The organism is Mycolicibacterium xanthum (genome assembly GCF_019710635.1).
Lineage (GTDB): Bacteria > Actinomycetota > Actinomycetes > Mycobacteriales > Mycobacteriaceae > Mycobacterium > Mycobacterium xanthum.
Map to the genome: position 1 here is coordinate 54,449 of NZ_JAIFZS010000035.1, position 19,335 is coordinate 73,783.

Sequence of the window (19,335 nt, forward strand, 5' to 3'; positions counted from 1 at the left end):
TGGGCATCGAGGGTTTCAACGCCATGTCCGAACGGCAACGGATGCACCTGCTGTTCGAGGTGTGCTCGTCGACCATCTGGGCCCGCCGGGTGCTCGCCGGCGGCCCGTTCCGCGACGCCGACGCGCTGTTCGACCGCGCCGACCGGGTGCTGGCCGAGTTGCCCGACGCCGAGATCGACGCGGCGCTGGACGGCCATCCCCGGATCGGCGCCAAAGCCGACAATCCGAGCTCGGCGCAGGAGCAGGCGCGGGTGGCCGACGCCGCTGATGCCGTCAAAGCCGAACTGGCCGAGAAGAACCGGATCTACGACGAGAAGTTCGGCTACGTGTACCTGGTGTGCGCCAGCGGCCGCACCGCCGAGGAACTGCTGGCCATCCTGACCGAGCGGCTGGACAACGATGCCGAGACCGAGCGCCGGGTGATGCGCTCGGAGCTGGCCAAGATCAACCGGCTGCGGCTGGAGCGCCTGCTGGCCAAGGCGCAGAGCGCATGAGCTTGTCCACCCACGTCCTCGACGCCGTGACCGGCACCCCGGCGGCCGGCGTGACGGTCACCCTGACCGACGCCGACGCCACCGTGCTGGCCACCGCCGCCACCGACGACGACGGCCGGGTCAAAGCCGTCGCCGCCGACCTCGAACCCGGCGTCTACCGGTTGAGCTTCGACACCGCAAGCTATTTCACCGCCGCCGGGGTCACGGCGTTCTACCCCGAGGTGGTGATCGCGTTCACCGTCACCGACACCTCGGCCCACTACCACGTTCCATTGTTGTTGTCGCCGTACGCATATTCCACCTACCGCGGAAGTTGACAGGAGATGGGAGCTCACAGGTGAAGGCCATCATCATCGGTGCCGGAATGGGTGGCATGAGTGCGGCGATCGCGCTGCGTCAGATCGGGATCGAGACCGAGGTGTACGAACGGGTCACCGAGAACAAGCCGGTGGGCGCTGCGATCTCGGTGTGGTCCAACGGGGTCAAGTGCCTCAACTACCTCGGGCTGGAGGAGCAGACCGCCCGGCTCGGCGGAATCGTCGACTCGATGAGCTACGTCGACGCCCACACCGGCGAGACGATGTGCCGATTCTCGATGCAGCCGCTGATCGACGAGGTCGGGCAGCGCCCCTACCCGATCGCGCGGGCCGAACTCCAGCTGATGCTGATGGAGGCCTACGGCATCGACCAGATCAACTTCGGCCGCAAGATGGTCAGCGTGGCCGACGGTCCCGACGCGGCGACCGCGACGTTCGCCGACGGAACGACGGTGTCGGCGGACGTGATCATCGGCGCCGACGGGGCCAGCTCGATCACCCGCGAATATGTGCTCGGCGGTCCGGTCACCCGGCGCTATGCCGGTTACGTCAACTTCAACGGCCTCGTCGAGACCGACGAGGGGATCGGACCGGCCACCGAGTGGACCACCTATGTCGGTGACGGCAAGCGGGTCTCGGTGATGCCGGTGTCGGACGGGCGGTTCTACTTCTTCTTCGACGTCGTGATGCCCGAGGACTCCGAGGAGAAGAAGAACTACGAGCGCGCCGACGCCCGCGAGGTGCTCAGCGGGCACTTCGGCGACTGGGCGCCCGGCGTGCAGGCGCTGATCGCCAAGCTGGATCCGCTGACCACCAACCGGGTGGAGATCCTCGACCTGGACCCGTTCTACACGTGGGTCAAGGGCCGGGTGGCCGTGCTGGGCGACGCCGCGCACAACACCACACCCGACATCGGGCAGGGCGGCTGTTCGGCGATGGAGGACGCCGTCGCGCTGCAGTGGGCGTTCCGCGACCATCCCGGCGACGTGCACGGCGCGCTGCTGGCCTATCAGCACGCCCGCGCCGAACGGGCGGGCGACCTGGTGCTGCGTGCGCGCAAACGCTGCGACGTCACCCACGCCAAGGATCCGCAGAAGACCGCGCAGTGGTACGACGAGCTGCGCAACGAGGACGGCACCAACATCATTCGCGGCATCGTCGGCAACATCATGGGCGGACCGGTGACACCGGTCGGCTGACGTACCCATGGATCTCAACACCGTCGAGACGGCGCGAACCCCGACCAGCCGCGACGACCTGTGGCCGTTGGGGCCGGGCGACTCGATCCTGGCCGGCGGCACCTGGCTGTTCTCCGAGCCCCAGCCGCACGTCCGCAGGCTCGTCGACATCACCGGGCTGGGCTGGCCACCGGTCACGGTGACAGACGACGGGATCGAGCTGGCGGCGACGTGCACGGTGGCCGGCGTGTCCCGGCTTTCGGCACGGCTGCGTGACGAGCGGCCGGACTGGGCGGCCGCCCCGCTGCTGCACCGGTGCTGCACCGCGCTGCTGGCGTCGTTCAAGATCTGGGCGACGGCCACCGTCGGCGGCAACATCTGCCTGTCCTTCCCTGCGGGGGCGATGATCTCGCTGGCCGCCGGCCTGGACGCCGAGCTCACGGTGTGGCGGGCCGCCGGTGGCGACTACCGCATCCCGGTGACCGAGTTCGTCACCGGCGCGGCGACCAACGTGCTCGAGCCGGGCGACGTCCTGCGCTCCGTGTGGTTGCCCGCAGCGGCGTTACGGGCCACCACCGCCTACCGCAAACTGGCCCCGTCGCCGTTGGGCCGTTCCGGTGTGGTCGTGACCGGACGGCGCGACACCCTCGCCGACGGGCGGCGATTCGTGGTGTCGGTGACCGCGGCAACGGTGCGTCCCTACGTCTTCGCGTTCGCCAACATGCCGAGCCCGATCGAGCTGGAGGCCGTACACGCCACCATCCCCGACGAGGCCTGGACGCGCGACGCACACGGCGACCCGGACTGGCGGCGCGCGGTCAGCCTCGTGCTCGCCGAACAGATCCGCCGGGAGTTGTCGTGAGCATCAGGGTGAACGGCCAAGACACCCAGGGTGTTCCGGGTGCGGGCCAGTGCCTGCGCACCTACCTGCGCGAGCACGGCCACTTCGAGGTGAAGAAGGGCTGCGACGCCGGTGACTGCGGCGCGTGCTCGGTGCTCGTCGACGGACAGGCGGTGCACTCGTGCGTGTACCCGGCGTTCCGCGCGGAAGGACGCGAGGTGACCACCGTCGCCGGCCTGGGCACCCCGGCCGATCTGCACCCGCTGCAGCGCCGGTTCGCCGAGGCCGGCGGATTCCAGTGCGGCTTCTGCACGGCGGGGATGATCACCACCGCCTCGACACTGTCCGACGATCAAGTCGGCGACCTGCCGCAGAACCTGAAGGGCAACCTGTGCCGGTGCACCGGCTACCGCGCCATCGCCGACGCGCTGGACGGCACGGTGAACATCGAGAAGTCCGGCGGCGTGGGCCGCTCGATTGCAGCACCGGCCGCGATCCGCGTGGTGACCGGGACCGAGCAGTACACAATGGATTTCGCCCCGCCCGGACTGCTGCATCTGGTGGTGTTGACCAGCCCGGTGGCCCACGCGCGGATCACCGCGATCGACACCACCGCGGCCGAGGCGATCGCCGGGGTACAGCTGGTGCTGACTCACCGCGACAGTCCGGCGGTGGCGTTCTCCACCGCCCGGCACGAGAACCGCAACGACGATCCCGACGACACCGTGGTGCTCGACGACACGGTGCGCTTCGTCGGACAGCGGGTGGCCGCGGTGGTGGCCGACAGCGTGGCGATCGCCGAACGGGCCTGCCGTGCGATCGAGGTGACCTACCAGCCGCTGCAGCCGGTGTTCGACCCCGAGGCCGCCCGCACCCCGGGCGCTCCCCAGCTGCACGCGGGCAAGGGAGCCGAGTCCCGCATCGCCGACCCGTCCCGCAACCTGGTCGCCGAGGTGCACGGCGGGCAGGGCGACGTCGACGCGGGCATCGCGGCCGCCGAGGCCTGCGGCGGCTCGGTGGTGCGGGAGCGCTACACCACACAGCGGGTGCAGCACACCCACCTGGAGACGCACGGCTGCACGGGTTGGCGCGACGAACACGGCCGGTTGGTGCTGCGCACCAGCTCCCAGGTGCCGTTCCTGGTGCGCGACGAGCTGTGTCACGTGTTCGGCCTGGGCCGCGACGACGTGCACGTCTTCACCAAGCGGGTCGGCGGCGGGTTCGGCGGCAAGCAGGAGATGCTCACCGAAGACATCGTCGCGCTGGCGGTGCTGCGGTCGGGCCGGCCGGTGCGCTACGAGTTCGCCCGCTCCGACGAGTTCACCATGGCGCCGTGCCGGCACCCGTACCGCATCGACGTCACCGCCGCGGCGGGCCCCGACGGCGTGCTCACCGCGCTGGCGGTGGACGTGCTGATGGACGCCGGCGCCTACGGCAACCACAGCCCCGGGGTGATGTTCCACGGCTGCGCCGAGTCGGTGTCGGTCTACCGCTGCCCGAACAAGCGGGTCGACGCCCAGGCCGTCTACACCAACAGCCTGCCGTCGGGCGCCTTCCGCGGGTACGGCCTGAGCCAGATGATCTTCGCGGTGGAGTCCGCGCTCGACGAGCTGGCGCACCGCCTCGGCCTGGACCCGTTCGACTTGCGGCGCCGCAACGTGGTCGTCCCCGGAGACGAGTTCGTCGACGCGGCCGTCGGCCACGGGGACCTGGCGTTCGGCAGCTACGGCCTGGACCAGTGCCTGGATCTGGTCCAGCGCGCGCTGGCCGACGGCAACGGCGTCACCGGCCCCGACGGCTGGCCGGTAGGCGAGGGTATGGCGGTCGCGATGATCGCGACGATCCCGCCGCGCGGCCACTTCGCCGAGGCCTCGGTCGCCGTCACCCCCGACGGCGACTACCGGCTGTCGGTGGGCACCGCCGAGTTCGGCAACGGCACCACCACCGTGCACACCCAGCTGGTCGCCACCGAGCTGAACACCACCGAAGACCGTGTGCTCGTCCATCAATCCGACACCGCCGCAGTCGGTTACGACACCGGCGCGTTCGGTTCGGCGGGCACCGTGGTGGCGGGCACCGCGGTGATCGCGGCCTGCCGGGAGCTGCGCTCGGCGATGCTGGCCACCGCGGCGGAGCTGACCGGGACCGGGCCGCAGGCCTGTGAGCTGACGCCGCACGGTGTGCGGTGCGGCACCCGGCTCGTCGAGTTCGCCGAGCTGCCCGCGGGGCTGGCCGGACACGGCAGGCACGACGGAACGCCCCGATCGGTGGCGTTCAACGTCCAGGGCTTCCGGGTCGCGGTGAACCCGGCGACCGGCGAGGCCCGCATCCTGCAGTCCGTGCAGGCCGCCGACGCCGGCGTGGTGATGAACCCCGAGCAGTGCCGGGGCCAGGTGGAGGGCGGCGTCGCGCAGGCGATCGGCTCGGCGCTCTACGAGCAGATGCTGATCGGCCCGGACGGCACGGTGCTGACCCAGACACTGCGCAATTACCACATCCCGCAGATCGCCGACGTCCCGCGCACCGAGGTGCTGTTCGCCGACACCTATGACCAGATCGGCCCGATGGGCGCCAAGTCGATGAGCGAGTCCCCGTACAACCCGGTGGCCCCGGCGCTGGCCAACGCGATCGCGCGGGCCTGCGGGGCGCGGGTGCGCGACCTGCCGATGACGCCGGCGCGGGTCTGGCGCACGCTGTCCCGCTAGCGATTTCGGTGTAGTTCGTCAGCGACAGCGTGACGAACTACACCGAAATCGCCTAGTCCTCGGGGTTGTAGCCGAGGTTGGGGGCCAGCCAGCGCTCGGCTTCGGCCAGGGTCCAGCCCTTGCGCCCGGCGTAGTCGGCGACCTGGTCCTGGGCCAACCGGCCGACCACGAAGTACTGCGACTGCGGGTGCGAGAAGTACCAGCCGCTGACGGCGGCACCGGGCCACATCGCCATCGACTCGGTCAGCTCGATGCCGGTGCGCTCCCGGACGTCGAGCAACTCGAACAGGGTCGCCTTCTCGGTGTGCTCCGGGCAGGCCGGGTAGCCGGGGGCCGGGCGGATTCCCGTGTACTTCTCGGCGATGAGCTCCTCGTTGTCCAGCTGCTCGTCGGGCTGGTAGCCCCAGAACTCCTCACGGACCCGCTGGTGCATCCGTTCGGCGAACGCCTCGGCCAGCCGGTCGGCCAGCGACTCCAGCAGGATCGCGCTGTAGTCGTCATGGCCTGCCTTGAACTCGGCGATCTTATCTGCGCTGCCGAGACCCGCGGTGACGGCGAAGGCACCGACGTAGTCGGTGACCCCGGTTTCCTTGGGCGCGATGAAGTCGCCCAGCGACCGGTTCGGGATGCCTTCGCGGTGCTCGCCCTGCTGGCGCAGGTTGTGCAACGTGGTCAGCACCTCGGTGCGGGTCTCGTCGGTGTAGACCTCGATGTCGTCCCCGACCGCGTTGGCCGGGAAGAATCCGATCACCCCGTTGGCGGTCAGCCACTTCTCCTTGATCAGGGTGTCGAGCATCGCCTGGGCATCGTCGTAGAGCTTGCGGGCGGCCTCGCCGGAGGCCGGGTTGTTGAGGATGTCGGGGAACCGGCCCTTCATCTCCCAGGCGTTGAAGAACGGCTGCCAGTCGATGTACTCGCGCAACTCGGCCAGGTCGTAATCCTGGAAGTCGCGCACGCCGATGCCCTGGGCCGGCACCGGCGGCGTGTAGTCGTCCCACTCGATCGGCGTGCGGTTCGCGCGGGCCATCGCCAGCGTCAGCATCGGCCGCTCGCTCTTCTGGGCGTGCCGTTCGCGCAGGGCCGCGTAGTCGGCCTCGGTGGCCTCCAGCAGGGCCGGCCGCTGCCTGTCGTCGAGCAGCGCCGCAGCGACCGGCACCGAGCGGGACGCGTCCTTGACCCAGACGACCGGGCCGGTACGGCGCGGCGCCACCTTCACGGCGGTGTGGGCGCGCGAGGTGGTCGCGCCGCCGATCAGCAGCGGGATCTGCAGCCCCTCGCGCTCCATCTCGACGGCGAAGTTGACCATCTCGTCCAGCGACGGGGTGATCAGACCGGACAGCCCGATGATGTCGGCGTTGTGCTCCCTGGCCGCGTCGAGGATCTTCTGGGCGGGCACCATCACACCGAGGTCGATCACGGTGTAGTTGTTGCACTGCAGGACGACCCCGACGATGTTCTTGCCGATGTCGTGGACGTCGCCCTTCACGGTCGCCATCACGATCGTGCCGTTGGTGTCCCCGCCCGCGTCTTGGCCGTTTCCCGTCGCTTCGCTCGCCCCGGAAGCGCCGGACTCCACCTTCTCCGCCTCGATGTACGGCAGCAGGTAGGCCACGGCCTTCTTCATCACCCGGGCCGACTTCACGACCTGCGGCAGGAACATCTTGCCCGAGCCGAACAGGTCACCGACGACGTTCATACCGTCCATCAGCGGACCCTCGATCACCTCGATCGGGCGACCACCCGCGCTCTCGATCTCGGCCCGCAACTCCTCGGTGTCGGCATCGACGTGGGCGTCGATGCCCTTCACCAGGGCGTGCGTGATCCGCTCCCGGACCGGCAGGCTGCGCCACTGCGCTGCCGCTCGATCGTCGTCCCCCGAGTTCTTCGTGTTGAACCGCTCGGCGATCTCCAGCAGCCGTTCGCCCGCGTCCTCGCGACGGTTCAGCACGACGTCCTCGATCCGGTCCCGCAACTCCGGGTCGATCGAGTCGTAGGGCACCAGCGCACCGGCGTTGACGATGCCCATGTCCAGGCCGGCCTTGATGGCGTGGAACAGGAACACCGCGTGGATCGCCTCACGGACGGGGTTGTTGCCCCGGAACGAGAACGACACGTTCGAGATACCGCCGGAGAGGTGCACCCCGGGCAGGTTCTCCTTGATCCAGGCGCAGGCCTCGATGAAGTCGATCCCGTACGTCGCGTGCTCCTCGATACCGGTCGCCAGCGCGAAGCAGTTCGGGTCGAAGATGATGTCCTCGGCCGGGAAGCCGACCTCTTCGGTCAGGATCCGGTAGGCGCGCCCGCAGATCTGCTTGCGACGCTCCAGGTTGTCGGCCTGACCCTGCTCGTCGAAGGCCATCACGACGACGGCGGCGCCGTACTTGCGGCACAGCCGTGCCTCGCGGATGAACTTCTCCTCGCCCTCCTTCAGGGAGATCGAGTTGACGATCGGCTTGCCCTGCACGTTCTTCAGGCCCGCCTCGATGACCTCCCACTTGGAGGAGTCGATCATCACCGGGACGCGGCTGATGTCCGGCTCGGCACCGATCAGCTTGGTGAACCGGTCCATCGCGGCGATCCCGTCGATCATGCCCTCGTCCATGTTGATGTCGATGACCTGCGCACCGGCCTCGACCTGCTGCAGGGCGACCGACAGCGCGGTGTCGTAGTCCTCGGCCTTGATCAGGTTGCGGAACCGGGCGGAGCCGGTGATGTTGGTGCGCTCACCGATGTTCACGAACAGCGAGTCGTCGGTGATGTCGAGCGGCTCCAGGCCGGCCAAGCGCGTGGCCACTTGATCTTCAGGGATCTGCGGCAGCTCGCGCGGCGGCGTGCCCTCGACGGCCCTGGCGATCTCGGCGATGTGCGCCGGTCCCGTTCCGCAGCAGCCACCGACCAGGTTGACCAGGCCGGCCTCGGCGAACTCGGCGAGGTAGCCGGCCTGACACTCCGGGGACTCGTCGTACTCGCCGAACGCGTTGGGCAGCCCGGCGTTCGGGTAGCAGGAGACGTAGGTGTCCGCGATCCGCGCCATCTCGGCGATGTAGGGCCTCATCTCCGGTGCGCCCAGGGCGCAGTTGAGACCCACCGCGATCGGCTTGGCGTGCCTGATCGAGTTCCAGAACGCCTCGGTGGTCTGACCGGACAACGTCCGCCCGGAGGCATCGGTGATGGTGCCCGAGATGATCACCGGCCAGCGGCGTCCGCGCTCCTCGAACAGCGTCTCGAGCGCGAACACCGCCGCCTTGGCGTTCAGCGTGTCGAAGATGGTCTCGACGATGATGAGGTCGGCACCACCGTCGACCAGGCCGTTGGCGGCGTCCAGGTAGGCGGCGACCAGCTGGTCGTAGGAGACGTTGCGGGCTCCGGGGTCGTTGACGTCCGGCGAGATCGACGCGGTCCGCGTCGTCGGCCCGAGGGCGCCGGCGACGTAGCGGGGCTTCTCCTGGGTGCTGAACTCGTCGCAGGCCTTACGGGCCAGGGCCGCGCCGGCGTAGTTCAGCTCGTAGCTCAGCTCCGCCATGTCGTAGTCGGCGAGCGAGACCGCGTTCGCGTTGAACGTGTTGGTCTCCACGATGTCGGCGCCCACCTCGAGATACTCGCGGTGGATCCCCTCGATGATCTGCGGCTGCGTCAGGTTGAGCAGGTCGTTGTTGCCGACCAGATCGCGCGGCCAGTCCTTGAACCGTTCGCCGCGGTAGCCGGCCTCGTCCGGCCGGTCCCGCTGGATCGCCGTGCCCATCGCGCCGTCGATCACCATGATCCGCCGGCGCAGAGCAGCCGTCAGTTCGTCGGTGCAGTCGGGGCGGATGTTGGGTTTCATGGTGTTCGACGTTGTGTTCACGGGGGTGTTCACGTACGTGCCTTCCGTAGCGGAAGGCGTCCTTGACTCTGCCGAGCGTGGCGGATACCCGGGGGCCCGGATCCGTTGCAACGCCTCTCGACGGAAAAAGTCTACGTCGTCACCCGATCGACGTCCGGACGCCCAGGCTGGAGCGGGTGGCAACCGGACGTCTGGTCTCGACCCGCGCCGACGCCGACAGAGGCCGGCGCGAGTCGATGCCCGTCATCCGGCCCATGCAGGGCTTACGCTGGTTTGGTGACCCCCTCGGATTTCAGCGGTCCGAAGCGATCCGACCTGCCCGACCTGCACGACACCATCATCGTCGCGGCGTTCGAGGGCTGGAATGACGCCGGCGACGCCGCCAGCGACGCGCTGCAGCACCTGGACGCCATCTGGGAGGCCGAGACGATCGTCGAGATCGACGACGAGAGCTACTACGACTACCAGGTCAATCGCCCGGTGATCCGCCAGGTGGACGGCGTGACCCGCGAACTCGTCTGGCCCTCGATGCGGATCTCACACTGCCGGCCACCCGGCAGCGACCGGGACATCGTGCTGATGCACGGCGTCGAGCCGAACATGCGCTGGCGGACGTTCTGCGCGGAGCTGCTGGCCATCGCCGACAAGCTCAACGTGCACACCGTGGTGATCCTGGGCGCACTGCTGGCCGACACGCCGCACACCAGGCCGGTACCGGTGTCCGGGGCCGCCTACTCCGCCGACTCGGCGAAGACCTTCGGCCTCGAGGAGACCCGCTACGAGGGCCCGACCGGCATCGCCGGGGTGTTCCAGGACGCCTGCGTGCAGGCCGGGATACCGGCGGTGACGTTCTGGGCCGCCGTCCCCCACTACGTCTCGCAGCCTCCGAACCCGAAGGCGACGGTGGCGCTGCTGCAGCGCGTCGAGGACGTGCTCGACATCGAGGTGCCGCTGGCCGACCTGCCCGCCCAGGCCGAGGAGTGGGAGCAGGCGGTCAGCGAGATGACCTCCGAAGACGAGGAGATCGCCGAGTACGTGCAGTCGCTGGAGGAACGCGGCGACGCCGAGGTGGACATGAACGAAGCGCTGGGCAAGATCGACGGCGACGCACTTGCCGCCGAGTTCGAGCGCTACCTGCGCCGTCGCGGCCGCGGCTGAGGTCGCCTGCTCAGCGGAACCGGGTGAGATAGTCCGGCCAGTCCCAGGTGGACAGGAACCGTTCGGCGGCCTGCCACCCCTGCGTGTACAGCAGCCGTTTGTCATCCTCGGACAGGTCGAAATCGAGCACGCCGACCTCGCTGGTGTCGATGCGGATCGTGCGCGCACTCACCCGGGGCTGGTTCAGATAGGCCTGATCGCGGCCCACCAGGATCGTCGTGACGACCTGTTCGAGCAGGGCCGCCCCGCCGAGCAGGTGCAGCGGGCGCAGCGCGGGGACGACCTGCTCATTGTCGGCGGGCAGTTCCGGCAGCAGGGTCACCCCGAACGTCGGCCAGCGCGGTGGGGCGCCGTCGGTGCGGTCCAGGGAGTCGATCGGGAAGTTCGACAGCAGCCCGCCGTCGACCAGATCCGAGGTCCTGCCGGCGGCGCTCTCCAGCGACGCGGGCCTGTAGAAGAACGGGATGGCCGCCGACGCGCGCACCGCGTCGGCGACCGACTGCTCGTCGGGATCGAGGCCGTAGAGCCGCCGATAGTCCCACGGCAGCCGGACCAGCTGTCCCAGGGTGACGTCGGCCACGGTGACGACCAGCCGGTAGCGCTGCTCCGGCGGGACCTCGTCGTCGTCGATGGCCAGGTCGCCGAAGGTCGTCACACCGTAGTCGGCGAGCCGGGCCGCGACCCACTGCCGCAGCGCGTCGCCGCGGTAGATGCCGCCGCCGGTGAGCACGCCGAACGCGTGCCCGACCACCGGAACCCGTTCGACGAGGCCGGGATCGAGGAACTCGCGGTAGTCGATGTCCATCGCGAGCTCCTGCAGTGCCGCGGCGGACAGTTCGCCGCGCTGGGTGGCGGCCGCCAGCACCGCGCCGACCAACGCGCCCGCGGATGTTCCCGAAATACGTTGCGGCACATAGTCCGCCGTGGTCAGTGCGGCTACCGCACCGGCCAGCGCAATGCCCTTGACGCCGCCGCCGGACAGCACCAGGTCGGCGCGCTGAGGGATGCGGCTCATCTCCCCTCGACGCTCTCGGTCCGCTCGCCCATCGACCGACCCAGCGCTACGACCTCGGCGTCCATCCGGTGAAGCAGGTCGGGCACGAGCCCGGCCACCGGACGCTCGCCGATCGGCATGGACAGCAGCGGCTTGAGCCAGCGCGGCACGCCCACCCATCTCGGGCAGTTGACCCGGCGGCTGCGACGCTCGATCCCCGCGACGAACGCCGCACCGCAGTCCTGCACCGAGGTGATCCGGTTCAGCGGCAAGGGCAGCCTGGACAAGAACTCGCCGAAGGTCGACAGGTCGGCCTGGATGTCGCGGACCAGCGGGGTATCGATCCAGGACATGTGGGCCGAGCCGACGTCGACGCCGCGGTGGGCGACCTCGAGGCGCAGCGCGTTGGCGAAGTGCTCCACCGCCGCCTTCGAGGCGTTGTATGGGGCCAGCCCGGGTGCCGCGGCGTAGGCCGCCAGCGATGAGACGATCAGCACGTAGCCGCGGCGATCGAGCACCGACGGCAACGTGGCACGGACGGTGTTGAACACGCCGGTCACGTTGACGTCCATCAGCGTTCGAAACGCCGCCGGTTGGACCTCCAGAACCGATCCGTAGGTCAGGATCCCGGCGTTGGCCAGCACGACGTCGATGCCGCCGAAGCGTTGCACCGCCGAGGACGCAGCGGCCTGCATGGCGGTCAGGTCACGCACGTCGGCGACGATTGTGTGCACCCGGTCGCCGCGCAGGCCGGCACCGAGTTCGTCCAACGGATCCGCGTCGAGGTCGGTCAGCACGAGGTTGGCACCCTTGGCGTGCAGGCGGCCCGCCACCTCGGCGCCGACACCGCGTGCTGCGCCGGTGATCAAGACGGTCTTTCCGGCCACGGAACCCATGGCCGCAACCTACTCCACCGGGCTGGGCGACAGCTGAATACCGAGCAACGCGTCGACCGCGGTCGCCACGGCCTGTCCCGCGGTCGGGTCATGGCCCCCGTAGGACAGCGCATCGGTGGCCCAGCCATCCAGTGCGGCAAGGGCTTTCGGGGTGTCGAGATCGTCGGCGAGATAGCGCCGGACCCGGGCCACCACGTCGGTGGCGTCGGGCGCCGCGGGCAGCGCCGTCGCGGTGCGCCACCGCTGCAACCGTTCGAGGGCCTGGTCGAGCACGGCACGGCTCCAGAACCGGTCGGCGCGGTAGTGCCCGGAGAACAGCCCGAGCCTGATGGCCGCCGGATCGACGCCGTCGCCGCGCAGCTGGGACACCAGCACGAGGTTCCCGCGGCTCTTCGACATCTTGTGGCCGTCCCAGCCGATCATGCCGGCGTGCACGTAGTGGCGTGCGAAGCGGCGCTCCCCGCTGACCGATTCGGCGTGGGCGGCCGAGAACTCGTGGTGCGGGAAGATCAGATCGCTGCCGCCGCCCTGGATGTCCAGCCCGGTGCCGATGCGGCTGAGCGCGATCGCCGCGCACTCGACGTGCCAGCCCGGCCGGCCCGGCCCGAACGGCGAGGCCCAGCTGGGTTCCCCGGGGCGCTCGGCCCGCCACAGCAGCGCGTCGAGGGGATCGCCCTTGCCGCCGCGCTGCGGATCTCCGCCGCGCTCGGCGAACAGCTCGAGCATGGTGTCGCGGTCGTATCCCGACTCGTAGCCGAACTGCAGCGTCGCCCCCGCGCGGAAGTAGACGTCGGGGTACTGGGCGTCGTCGACCACATAGGCCGCGCCGGAGGCCAGCATCTTCTCGACGACCTCGATCACCTCGGCGATCGCCTCGGTGGCCGCGACGTAGTCGCGTGGCGGCAACACCCGCATGGCCGCCATGTCGGCGCGGAACAGCTCGGTCTCCCGGTCGGCCAGCTCGCGCCAGTCCACCCCGTCGCGCTGCGCACGCTCGAACAGCGGGTCGTCGACGTCGGTGATGTTCTGCACGTAGTGCACGTCGTGGCCGGCGTCCAGCCACAGCCGGTTCACCAGGTCGAAGGTCAGGTAGGTGGCCGCGTGCCCGAGGTGGGTGGCGTCGTACGGCGTGATCCCGCACACGTACATGGTTGCGGTGGAACCCGGGGTGACCGGCCGGACCTGCCGGTCGGCGCTGTCGTACAGCCGCAGCCCGGGCCCACGCCCGGACAGCACCGGCACACTCGGGGCAGACCACGATCGCATGTCGTCGACTCTAAACATCACCGTGTGGGACGACGACGACGGCCGTTTCATTCCCGGTCATCGGCGATACGCCGACCAGATGGCCTCCTGCAGCACCTCGGCGACCTCGGTGCGGCACATCAGCAGGTCCGGCAGGTAGGGGTCGCGGCGGTTGTACACCAGCGGCGAGCCGTCCAGCCGGGTGGCGTGCATGCCCGCGGCCCACAGCACCCCCGCCGGGGCCGCCGAGTCCCACTCCCACTGGCCACCCGCGTGTACGTAGGCGTCGACGTCGCCGCGCACCACGGCCATCGCCTTGGCCCCCGCGGAGCCGATCCGGATCAGCTGGATGTCGAGCATGTCGCGCAGGTGCCACAGCACCGCGGGCGGACGGTTGGAGCTGGCCGTGATGCGGATCGGGCCGTCGGAGCGCGGTGGCGGCGGGGTCACGGTGTCGGAGCGGAACACCTCCCCGCGGGCCGGCAGCGCCACGGCGGCGTCCGTGATAGCGCCGCCTGGATCTGCGGTCCGCTGCCACAGCGCGATGTGCACCGCCCAGTCGGCACGGCCCGGCATCGAGTACTCGTAGGTCCCGTCGACCGGGTCGACGATCCACACCCGGTCGGCATCGACCCGCGAGACGTCGTCGACCGCTTCCTCGGAGAGCACCGCGTCGTGGGGGCGGTCGCGGTGCAGCCGGTCCAGGATCAGCGTGTTGGCCCGCTTGTCCCCGGCGTCCCCCAGATCGTAAGGATCGTAGAAGCCGATCTGCTCGCGCATCGCCAACAGCAGCTCACCGGCCTGGGCGGCCACCTCTGCGGCCAGCGCAGCGTCGGTCAGCGTCGTCACCGACCAAGTAGACCACGGTAGACCACGTCAGAACGCGGGCCAGGGTATCGGCCGTCGCCGGTCGGGTGCCGGCATCACCGGATTTCGCAGCAGGGCAACGACTCTGGACCGTAGAGCGGCCACCTCGCGCGGGGTGATGTGGCGGCACAGCTCGTCGGCCAGGCCGGTGGCCAGCGCGTCACCCAGCGCCGCGACGTCGGCCAGCGTCGCGTCGTCGACCGCGGTGCCCGACCAGCCCCACAGCACGGTGCGCAGCTTGTCCTCGACGTGCAGGCTCACCCCGTGGTCGACGCCGTACACCCGCCCGTCCACCCCGGACAACACGTGGCCGCCCTTGCGGTCGGCGTTGTTGATCAGCACGTCGAACACCGCCACCCGGCGCAGCCGGTCGTCGTCGGCGTGCACCAGGGTCACCTCGTCACCCGCGTAGTCGTAGGCCTGCAACACCGGCAGGTACCCCGCCGGGATCCGGCCGGCCGGCAGCAGGTCGATCAGATCCGGGCCGGTGTCCGGCCCCGCCGTGTGCTCGGCCGCACCGACCGGTTCGTCGCTGGGCTGTTCCACCCAGCGTTGCAGCATCCCGGGCCCGGCGGGCCCGTCGCGAATGATGGTGTAGGGAACGACATTCCAGCCGAGCGCCGCCGACACCAGATAGGCGGCGAGCTCCCGGCCGGCCAGCGTGCCGTCCGGGAAGTCCCACAGCGGGGCCTCACCGGAGACCGGCTTGTACACGCAGTGCTGGGTGAGTTGGCCCAGCACCGCCTCGCACAGGAAGGTCGCATTGCTGGCCGATCGGATCCGCCCGATCACGGTCAGCTCGCCGCAGCGCAGCACCTCGTGCCGAACGGCGCCGTCGTCTCCGGCGGATTCAGGTGCCGTCGTCATCGTCGGCTTCGGCCAGTTCGCCGCGCCGGTACCCGTTGGTACGAACGCAGATGTGCCCTTCCGGATCCAGCGGCTCGTCGCACAGCGGGCACGGCGGGCGGCCCGCCGAGATCACCCGGTTGGACCGCGCGGCGAACTGGCGCGCCGACTCCGGCGTCAAGAACACCCGCACCGCGTCGGGCCCCTCCTCGGAGTCGTCGAGCACCACCGAGGCGTCGAACTCGGTCTCCGACACCGCGAGCAACTCCACCACGACGGTCTGTGCCTCGGAGTCCCAGCCCAGACCCATCGTCCCGACGCGGAACTCCGCGTCCACGGGCATGACCAGCGGGCTGAGGTCCTCGATCTCGCCGGCCTCGGGTGGGATCGGGGTGCCGAACCGGCGGTTGATCTCCACCAGCAGCGCGTCGATGCGCTCGGCCAGCACGGCGACTTGCTGCTTCTCCAGCACCACCGAGATCACCCGCTTGTCGTGCACGGCCTGCAGGTAGAAGGTCCGGTTTCCCGGCTGGCCGACCGTCCCGGCCACGAAGCGGTCGGGTGTGCGGAAGACGTGGATCTCACGGGACATGGCACTGTCCAAAATACCGGCAATCCAACCTCAGCCGTAATTGTGTGAGGGTGGCGCTCACTCGGTCGAGCCGCCCACCACCGCGTCGTCGGCGGGCACCGCGCCGTCCTGAGCCGCATCCTTGGCCGGCGGCGCGACCAGGGCCGCGTTCAGCGCCGCACCGGTGTGGTTGACGTGGATCACGAACGGCCGGAACGGCGTGTAGCGCACCACGCTGATCGATGCCGGGTCGGCGTTGATGCGCTGGAAGCTGTCCAGATGGCTGCCCAGCGCGTCGGCCAGCACCGCCTTGATGACGTCGCCGTGGCTGCACGCGACCCAGAGCACGTCGCCGCCGTGCTCGTCGGCCAGCCGGCGATCGTGCTCGCGCACCGCGGACACCGCGCGGGCCTGCACGCCGGCCAGGCCCTCGCCGTCCGGGAAGACCGCGGCGCTGGGCTGCTGCTGGACCACCGCCCACAGCGGCTCCTTGACCAGCTCGCCGAGCTTGCGACCGGTCCAGCTGCCGTAGTCGACCTCGGAGAGCCGCTCCTCCAGCACCGGCTCGAGGCCCAGCGCCGCGGCCAGCGGTTCGACGGTGCGCCCGCAGCGCAGCATCGGCGAGCGCACGATCGCGCGGATCGGCAGCCCGCCGATGCGCTCCACCAGGGCCTGCGCCTGCTCGCGGCCGCGGTCGTCGAGGTCGACGCCCGGCGACCGGCCGGCCAGCGTGTGAGCGGTGTTGGAGGTGGACCGCCCGTGGCGCAGCAACAGCACGGTCATGTCGCGGCCACCACACCCGTGCCGAGCAGCGCCAGCACCACGACACCGAGCGCGATGCGGTAGCCGACGAACCAGTACATGCTGTGGCTCACCAGGAACCGCAGGAACCACGCCACCGCGGCGTACCCGACCACGAAGGCGATCACCGTCGAGACCAGCAGCTGCGCACCGCTGGCGCTCATGCCCTCACCAACGGGCGCGAACGCGTCCGGCAGCGAGAACAACCCCGAGGCGAACACCGCCGGAATGGCCAGCAGGAAGCCGAACCGGGCGGCCAGCTCACGGTCCATTCCCAGGAACAGACCCGCGCTGATCGTCGCTCCCGACCGCGACACGCCGGGAACCAGGGCCAGGCACTGGGCGAGGCCGACGGTGACGCTGTCCTTCCAGGTCAGTTGCTCGACGTGGCGGGTCTGCCTGCCGTAGTACTCGGCGGCGGCGATGACGAAGGAGAACACGATCAGCGCGCTGGCCACCAACCACAGGTTGCGGGCACCGGTGCGGATCTCGTCCTTGAACAACAGGCCGACCACCCCGATCGGAATGCTGCCGATGATCACCCACCAGCCCAGCCAGTAGTCGGTGCCGCGGTGGGCGGCGACGAACAGGCCGTTGAACCAGGCCTTGACGATCCGCAGGATGTCGCGCGCGAAGTAGACCAGCACGGCAGCTTCGGTACCCAGCTGGCAAACCGCCGTGAACGAGGCGCCGGCGTCGTCGGCGAAGAACACCCGGGAGGCGATCGCCAGGTGCCCCGACGAGGACACCGGCAGGAACTCGGTCAGACCCTGCAGCAACGACAGGACGACAACCTGCAGCCACGACATCGCGGGCACGTCGATCACGTCGACGACCGTACCGTGAGGTCGGCTCAGCGTCCGTTTCGCGGTACCGGCTTCACATCGGCGACCGCGTCGCGCACCGCCGCGGTCATGCTGCGCTCGTCGCACAGGTCGATGTCGGTCAGTTTGCGGGTGGCCGTGGCGACCACGTCCTCGGCCTGCGGGACGGGCCCGCGCAGCCGCGGCCGGTACACCTCGACGACGAGCTCCTGGCGTTCGATGTGGAACGAGAAGCTTCGTCCGTCGCCGACCTGCCCGAACCCACTGGCGTGGACACCGGTGGTGATGTCCTCGACAGCAAATCCCTGACCATCCCTATCGCTATCTGCAAGAAGGGTCATGGTCGGTACCATACCTTGACTTATGTTGGTTGGCCTGCTGGACAGGGCCGATTCCGGCATTTCGAATTCAATACACTGTCAACTCGATCGAGTTTCGTCCGACAACCGAGAGCTATTCCTTGCCACGGCCATCCAACGTCTCCAAACTGCCGATTCGGCTCTGCGCTGCCGCGTTGGCAAGTGCTCTGGTGAGCTGCTCGTCGAACCCGATGGACGCGCCACCACCGACCATCGTCCCGGCAGGCCCGGCCGACTCGCCTGCTGCGGTCGCCGAGCCGCCGGGCCGGGTGCTTCCGCTGGCCGCCGACGCACAGGCGGCGCTGTTCGACATGGCTACCCACTCACTGGTGGTGCTGGCACCCGGCCCCGGTGCCGGGTCGGCGGTCACGGTGCTGCCCGCCACGGGTCCCGCCACGACGACCGAGCTCGGCGGCGTCGCCACGGCGCTGTCCGGCGACGGCGACGGACAGGCCGTGCTGTCGACCCGCGGTGGTTACATCCGGTTCGACATCGCGACGGCCGAGGCGGTCCGGGTCGGCGTCGAGGGTCAGGAAGCGGTGGATTTCACCGCGCTGGCGCGCCGCGACGACGGCCGGCTCGTGCTCGGCAGCGCCGACGGCGCGGTGTACACACTGGACTCCGACACCACGGTCGGGGCCCGGCTGGACATCTTCGCGCGGGTGGACGCCCTTGTCACCCAAGGCAATACCGCCGTGGTGCTGGACCGCGGCCAGACCTCGGTCACCAGCCTCAACACCGAAGGCACCTCCTCCGAGCACGCGTTGCGGGCCGGCCAGGGCGCGACGACGATGGCCGCCGACCCGGCGGGCCGGGTGCTGGTCGCCGACACCCGCGGCGGTGAGCTGCTGGTGTACGGGGTGAACCCGCTGATGCTGCGTCAGCGCTATCCGGTACCGGATGCGCCCTACGGGCTGACCACCTCGGGCGGAGCGAACGGGCCGGGGCTGGCGTGGGTGGCACAGACGGCGACGAACACCGTCGTTGGTTACGATCTGGCGACCGGGATCCCCGTCGAGAAGGTGCGATATCGAACCGTGCAGCAACCCAACTCGCTGGCCTTCGACGATGCGTCCGACACCCTCTACGTGGTGTCCGGCGCGGGTGCCGGTGTCCAGGTGATCCCGGCCGCGACGGGCCCAGCCCGATGAGCATGCCGTCGCGGGGCCGGATGCCCGCGGCCTGGGACAAGGTGGTGGCCGAGGACGCGGGCGAGTACGAGTGGATCCCGCTGCGGCTGCCACCCGACGTGACCAGGGTCAGCGCCTCCATCCGGCTGTCCATCGAGGCCGAGTACCGCGGCTGGGAGCTGACCCGGGTGCGGCTCTACACCGACGGCAGCCGGCGGGTGCTGCTGCGCCGCAAGAAGCGCGCCGAGGCGCCGCGCATCCCCGACCAGCCGGCGCAGTAGGTGGG

General features: G+C 70.0%; 18 protein-coding genes. 8 read left to right on the forward strand and 10 right to left on the reverse strand.

Annotated features, from left to right (window positions below; translation table 11 throughout):
* Window positions 1-41 precede the first annotated feature (41 nt).
* Genes uraD through JDV09_RS14120 form a run of 5 tightly spaced genes read left to right on the forward strand, consistent with a single transcriptional unit; the run spans window position 42 to window position 5,535 of the window.
* On the forward strand, window positions 42-494 hold the full coding sequence (gene uraD, locus JDV09_RS14100) for a 2-oxo-4-hydroxy-4-carboxy-5-ureidoimidazoline decarboxylase (protein WP_372452919.1): 453 nt from the start codon (window positions 42-44) through the stop codon (window positions 492-494).
* Entirely contained in the window at window positions 491-811 is a 321-nt protein-coding gene (gene uraH / locus JDV09_RS14105; RefSeq protein ID WP_221369764.1) for a hydroxyisourate hydrolase, read from the forward strand. Before uraD ends, uraH begins: the two co-directional genes overlap by 4 nt.
* 20 nt (window positions 812-831) lie before the next feature.
* Window positions 832-2,010, forward strand: coding sequence for an FAD-dependent urate hydroxylase HpxO (hpxO, locus tag JDV09_RS14110; RefSeq protein WP_221369765.1), 1,179 nt, complete (start codon window positions 832-834; stop codon window positions 2,008-2,010).
* Window positions 2,011-2,017: 7 nt separating this feature from the next.
* Entirely contained in the window at window positions 2,018-2,851 is an 834-nt protein-coding gene (locus JDV09_RS14115; protein ID WP_221369766.1) for an FAD binding domain-containing protein, read from the forward strand.
* Complete coding sequence (locus tag JDV09_RS14120; protein ID WP_221369767.1) at window positions 2,848-5,535, forward strand: molybdopterin-dependent oxidoreductase; 2,688 nt, start codon at window positions 2,848-2,850, stop codon at window positions 5,533-5,535. The genes JDV09_RS14115 and JDV09_RS14120 overlap by 4 nt, the downstream gene beginning before the upstream one ends.
* A gap of 52 nt (window positions 5,536-5,587) precedes the next feature.
* On the opposite strand, the gene metH is transcribed toward JDV09_RS14120, so the two are convergent.
* The gene (metH, locus tag JDV09_RS14125; protein WP_221369768.1) at window positions 5,588-9,358 is read right to left on the reverse strand and encodes a methionine synthase; all 3,771 of its coding nucleotides are present in this window, start codon (window positions 9,356-9,358) and stop codon (window positions 5,588-5,590) included.
* Window positions 9,359-9,634: 276 nt separating this feature from the next.
* On the opposite strand from metH, the gene JDV09_RS14130 reads away from it, so the two are divergent.
* On the forward strand, window positions 9,635-10,516 hold the full coding sequence (locus JDV09_RS14130; protein ID WP_221369769.1) for a PAC2 family protein: 882 nt from the start codon (window positions 9,635-9,637) through the stop codon (window positions 10,514-10,516).
* A 10-nt stretch (window positions 10,517-10,526) separates the two neighbouring features.
* Here JDV09_RS14130 and JDV09_RS14135 read toward each other — a convergent pair whose 3' ends face one another.
* The 9 genes from JDV09_RS14135 to JDV09_RS14175 are packed head-to-tail and all read right to left on the reverse strand — an operon-like array spanning window position 10,527 to window position 17,901.
* Entirely contained in the window at window positions 10,527-11,531 is a 1,005-nt protein-coding gene (locus JDV09_RS14135; RefSeq protein ID WP_221369770.1) for a patatin-like phospholipase family protein, read from the reverse strand.
* On the reverse strand, window positions 11,528-12,406 hold the full coding sequence (locus tag JDV09_RS14140) for an SDR family oxidoreductase (RefSeq protein WP_221369771.1): 879 nt from the start codon (window positions 12,404-12,406) through the stop codon (window positions 11,528-11,530). The genes JDV09_RS14135 and JDV09_RS14140 overlap by 4 nt, the downstream gene beginning before the upstream one ends.
* Window positions 12,407-12,415: 9 nt before the next feature.
* A complete protein-coding gene (gene mshC, locus JDV09_RS14145) occupies window positions 12,416-13,672 on the reverse strand; it encodes a cysteine--1-D-myo-inosityl 2-amino-2-deoxy-alpha-D-glucopyranoside ligase (RefSeq protein ID WP_221369772.1) in 1,257 nt (418 codons plus the stop codon).
* 57 nt (window positions 13,673-13,729) lie between these two features.
* On the reverse strand, window positions 13,730-14,500 hold the full coding sequence (locus JDV09_RS14150) for a 3'(2'),5'-bisphosphate nucleotidase CysQ (RefSeq protein ID WP_308124129.1): 771 nt from the start codon (window positions 14,498-14,500) through the stop codon (window positions 13,730-13,732).
* 27 nt (window positions 14,501-14,527) lie between these two features.
* On the reverse strand, window positions 14,528-15,385 hold the full coding sequence (locus JDV09_RS14155; protein WP_221369773.1) for an Rv2133c family protein: 858 nt from the start codon (window positions 15,383-15,385) through the stop codon (window positions 14,528-14,530).
* Window positions 15,369-15,956 carry an Rv2134c family protein gene (locus JDV09_RS14160; RefSeq protein ID WP_221369774.1) on the reverse strand — a complete coding sequence of 196 codons (588 nt, stop codon included), beginning with the start codon at window positions 15,954-15,956 and terminating at the stop codon, window positions 15,369-15,371. Before JDV09_RS14160 ends, JDV09_RS14155 begins: the two co-directional genes overlap by 17 nt.
* Before the next feature lie 57 nt (window positions 15,957-16,013).
* Complete coding sequence (locus JDV09_RS14165; protein WP_221369775.1) at window positions 16,014-16,718, reverse strand: histidine phosphatase family protein; 705 nt, start codon at window positions 16,716-16,718, stop codon at window positions 16,014-16,016.
* On the reverse strand, window positions 16,715-17,545 hold the full coding sequence (locus tag JDV09_RS14170) for an undecaprenyl-diphosphate phosphatase (protein ID WP_221369785.1): 831 nt from the start codon (window positions 17,543-17,545) through the stop codon (window positions 16,715-16,717). Before JDV09_RS14170 ends, JDV09_RS14165 begins: the two co-directional genes overlap by 4 nt.
* A gap of 44 nt (window positions 17,546-17,589) precedes the next feature.
* On the reverse strand, window positions 17,590-17,901 hold the full coding sequence (locus tag JDV09_RS14175; protein WP_221369776.1) for a hypothetical protein: 312 nt from the start codon (window positions 17,899-17,901) through the stop codon (window positions 17,590-17,592).
* Window positions 17,902-18,020: 119 nt separating this feature from the next.
* Here JDV09_RS14175 and JDV09_RS14180 point away from each other — a divergent pair, with 119 nt between their 5' ends.
* Window positions 18,021-19,070, forward strand: a complete 1,050-nt coding sequence (locus tag JDV09_RS14180; RefSeq protein ID WP_372452918.1) for a YncE family protein — start codon at window positions 18,021-18,023, stop codon at window positions 19,068-19,070.
* A complete protein-coding gene (locus tag JDV09_RS14185; RefSeq protein ID WP_221369777.1) occupies window positions 19,067-19,330 on the forward strand; it encodes a DUF5703 family protein in 264 nt (87 codons plus the stop codon). The genes JDV09_RS14180 and JDV09_RS14185 overlap by 4 nt, the downstream gene beginning before the upstream one ends.
* Window positions 19,331-19,335 lie beyond the last annotated feature (5 nt).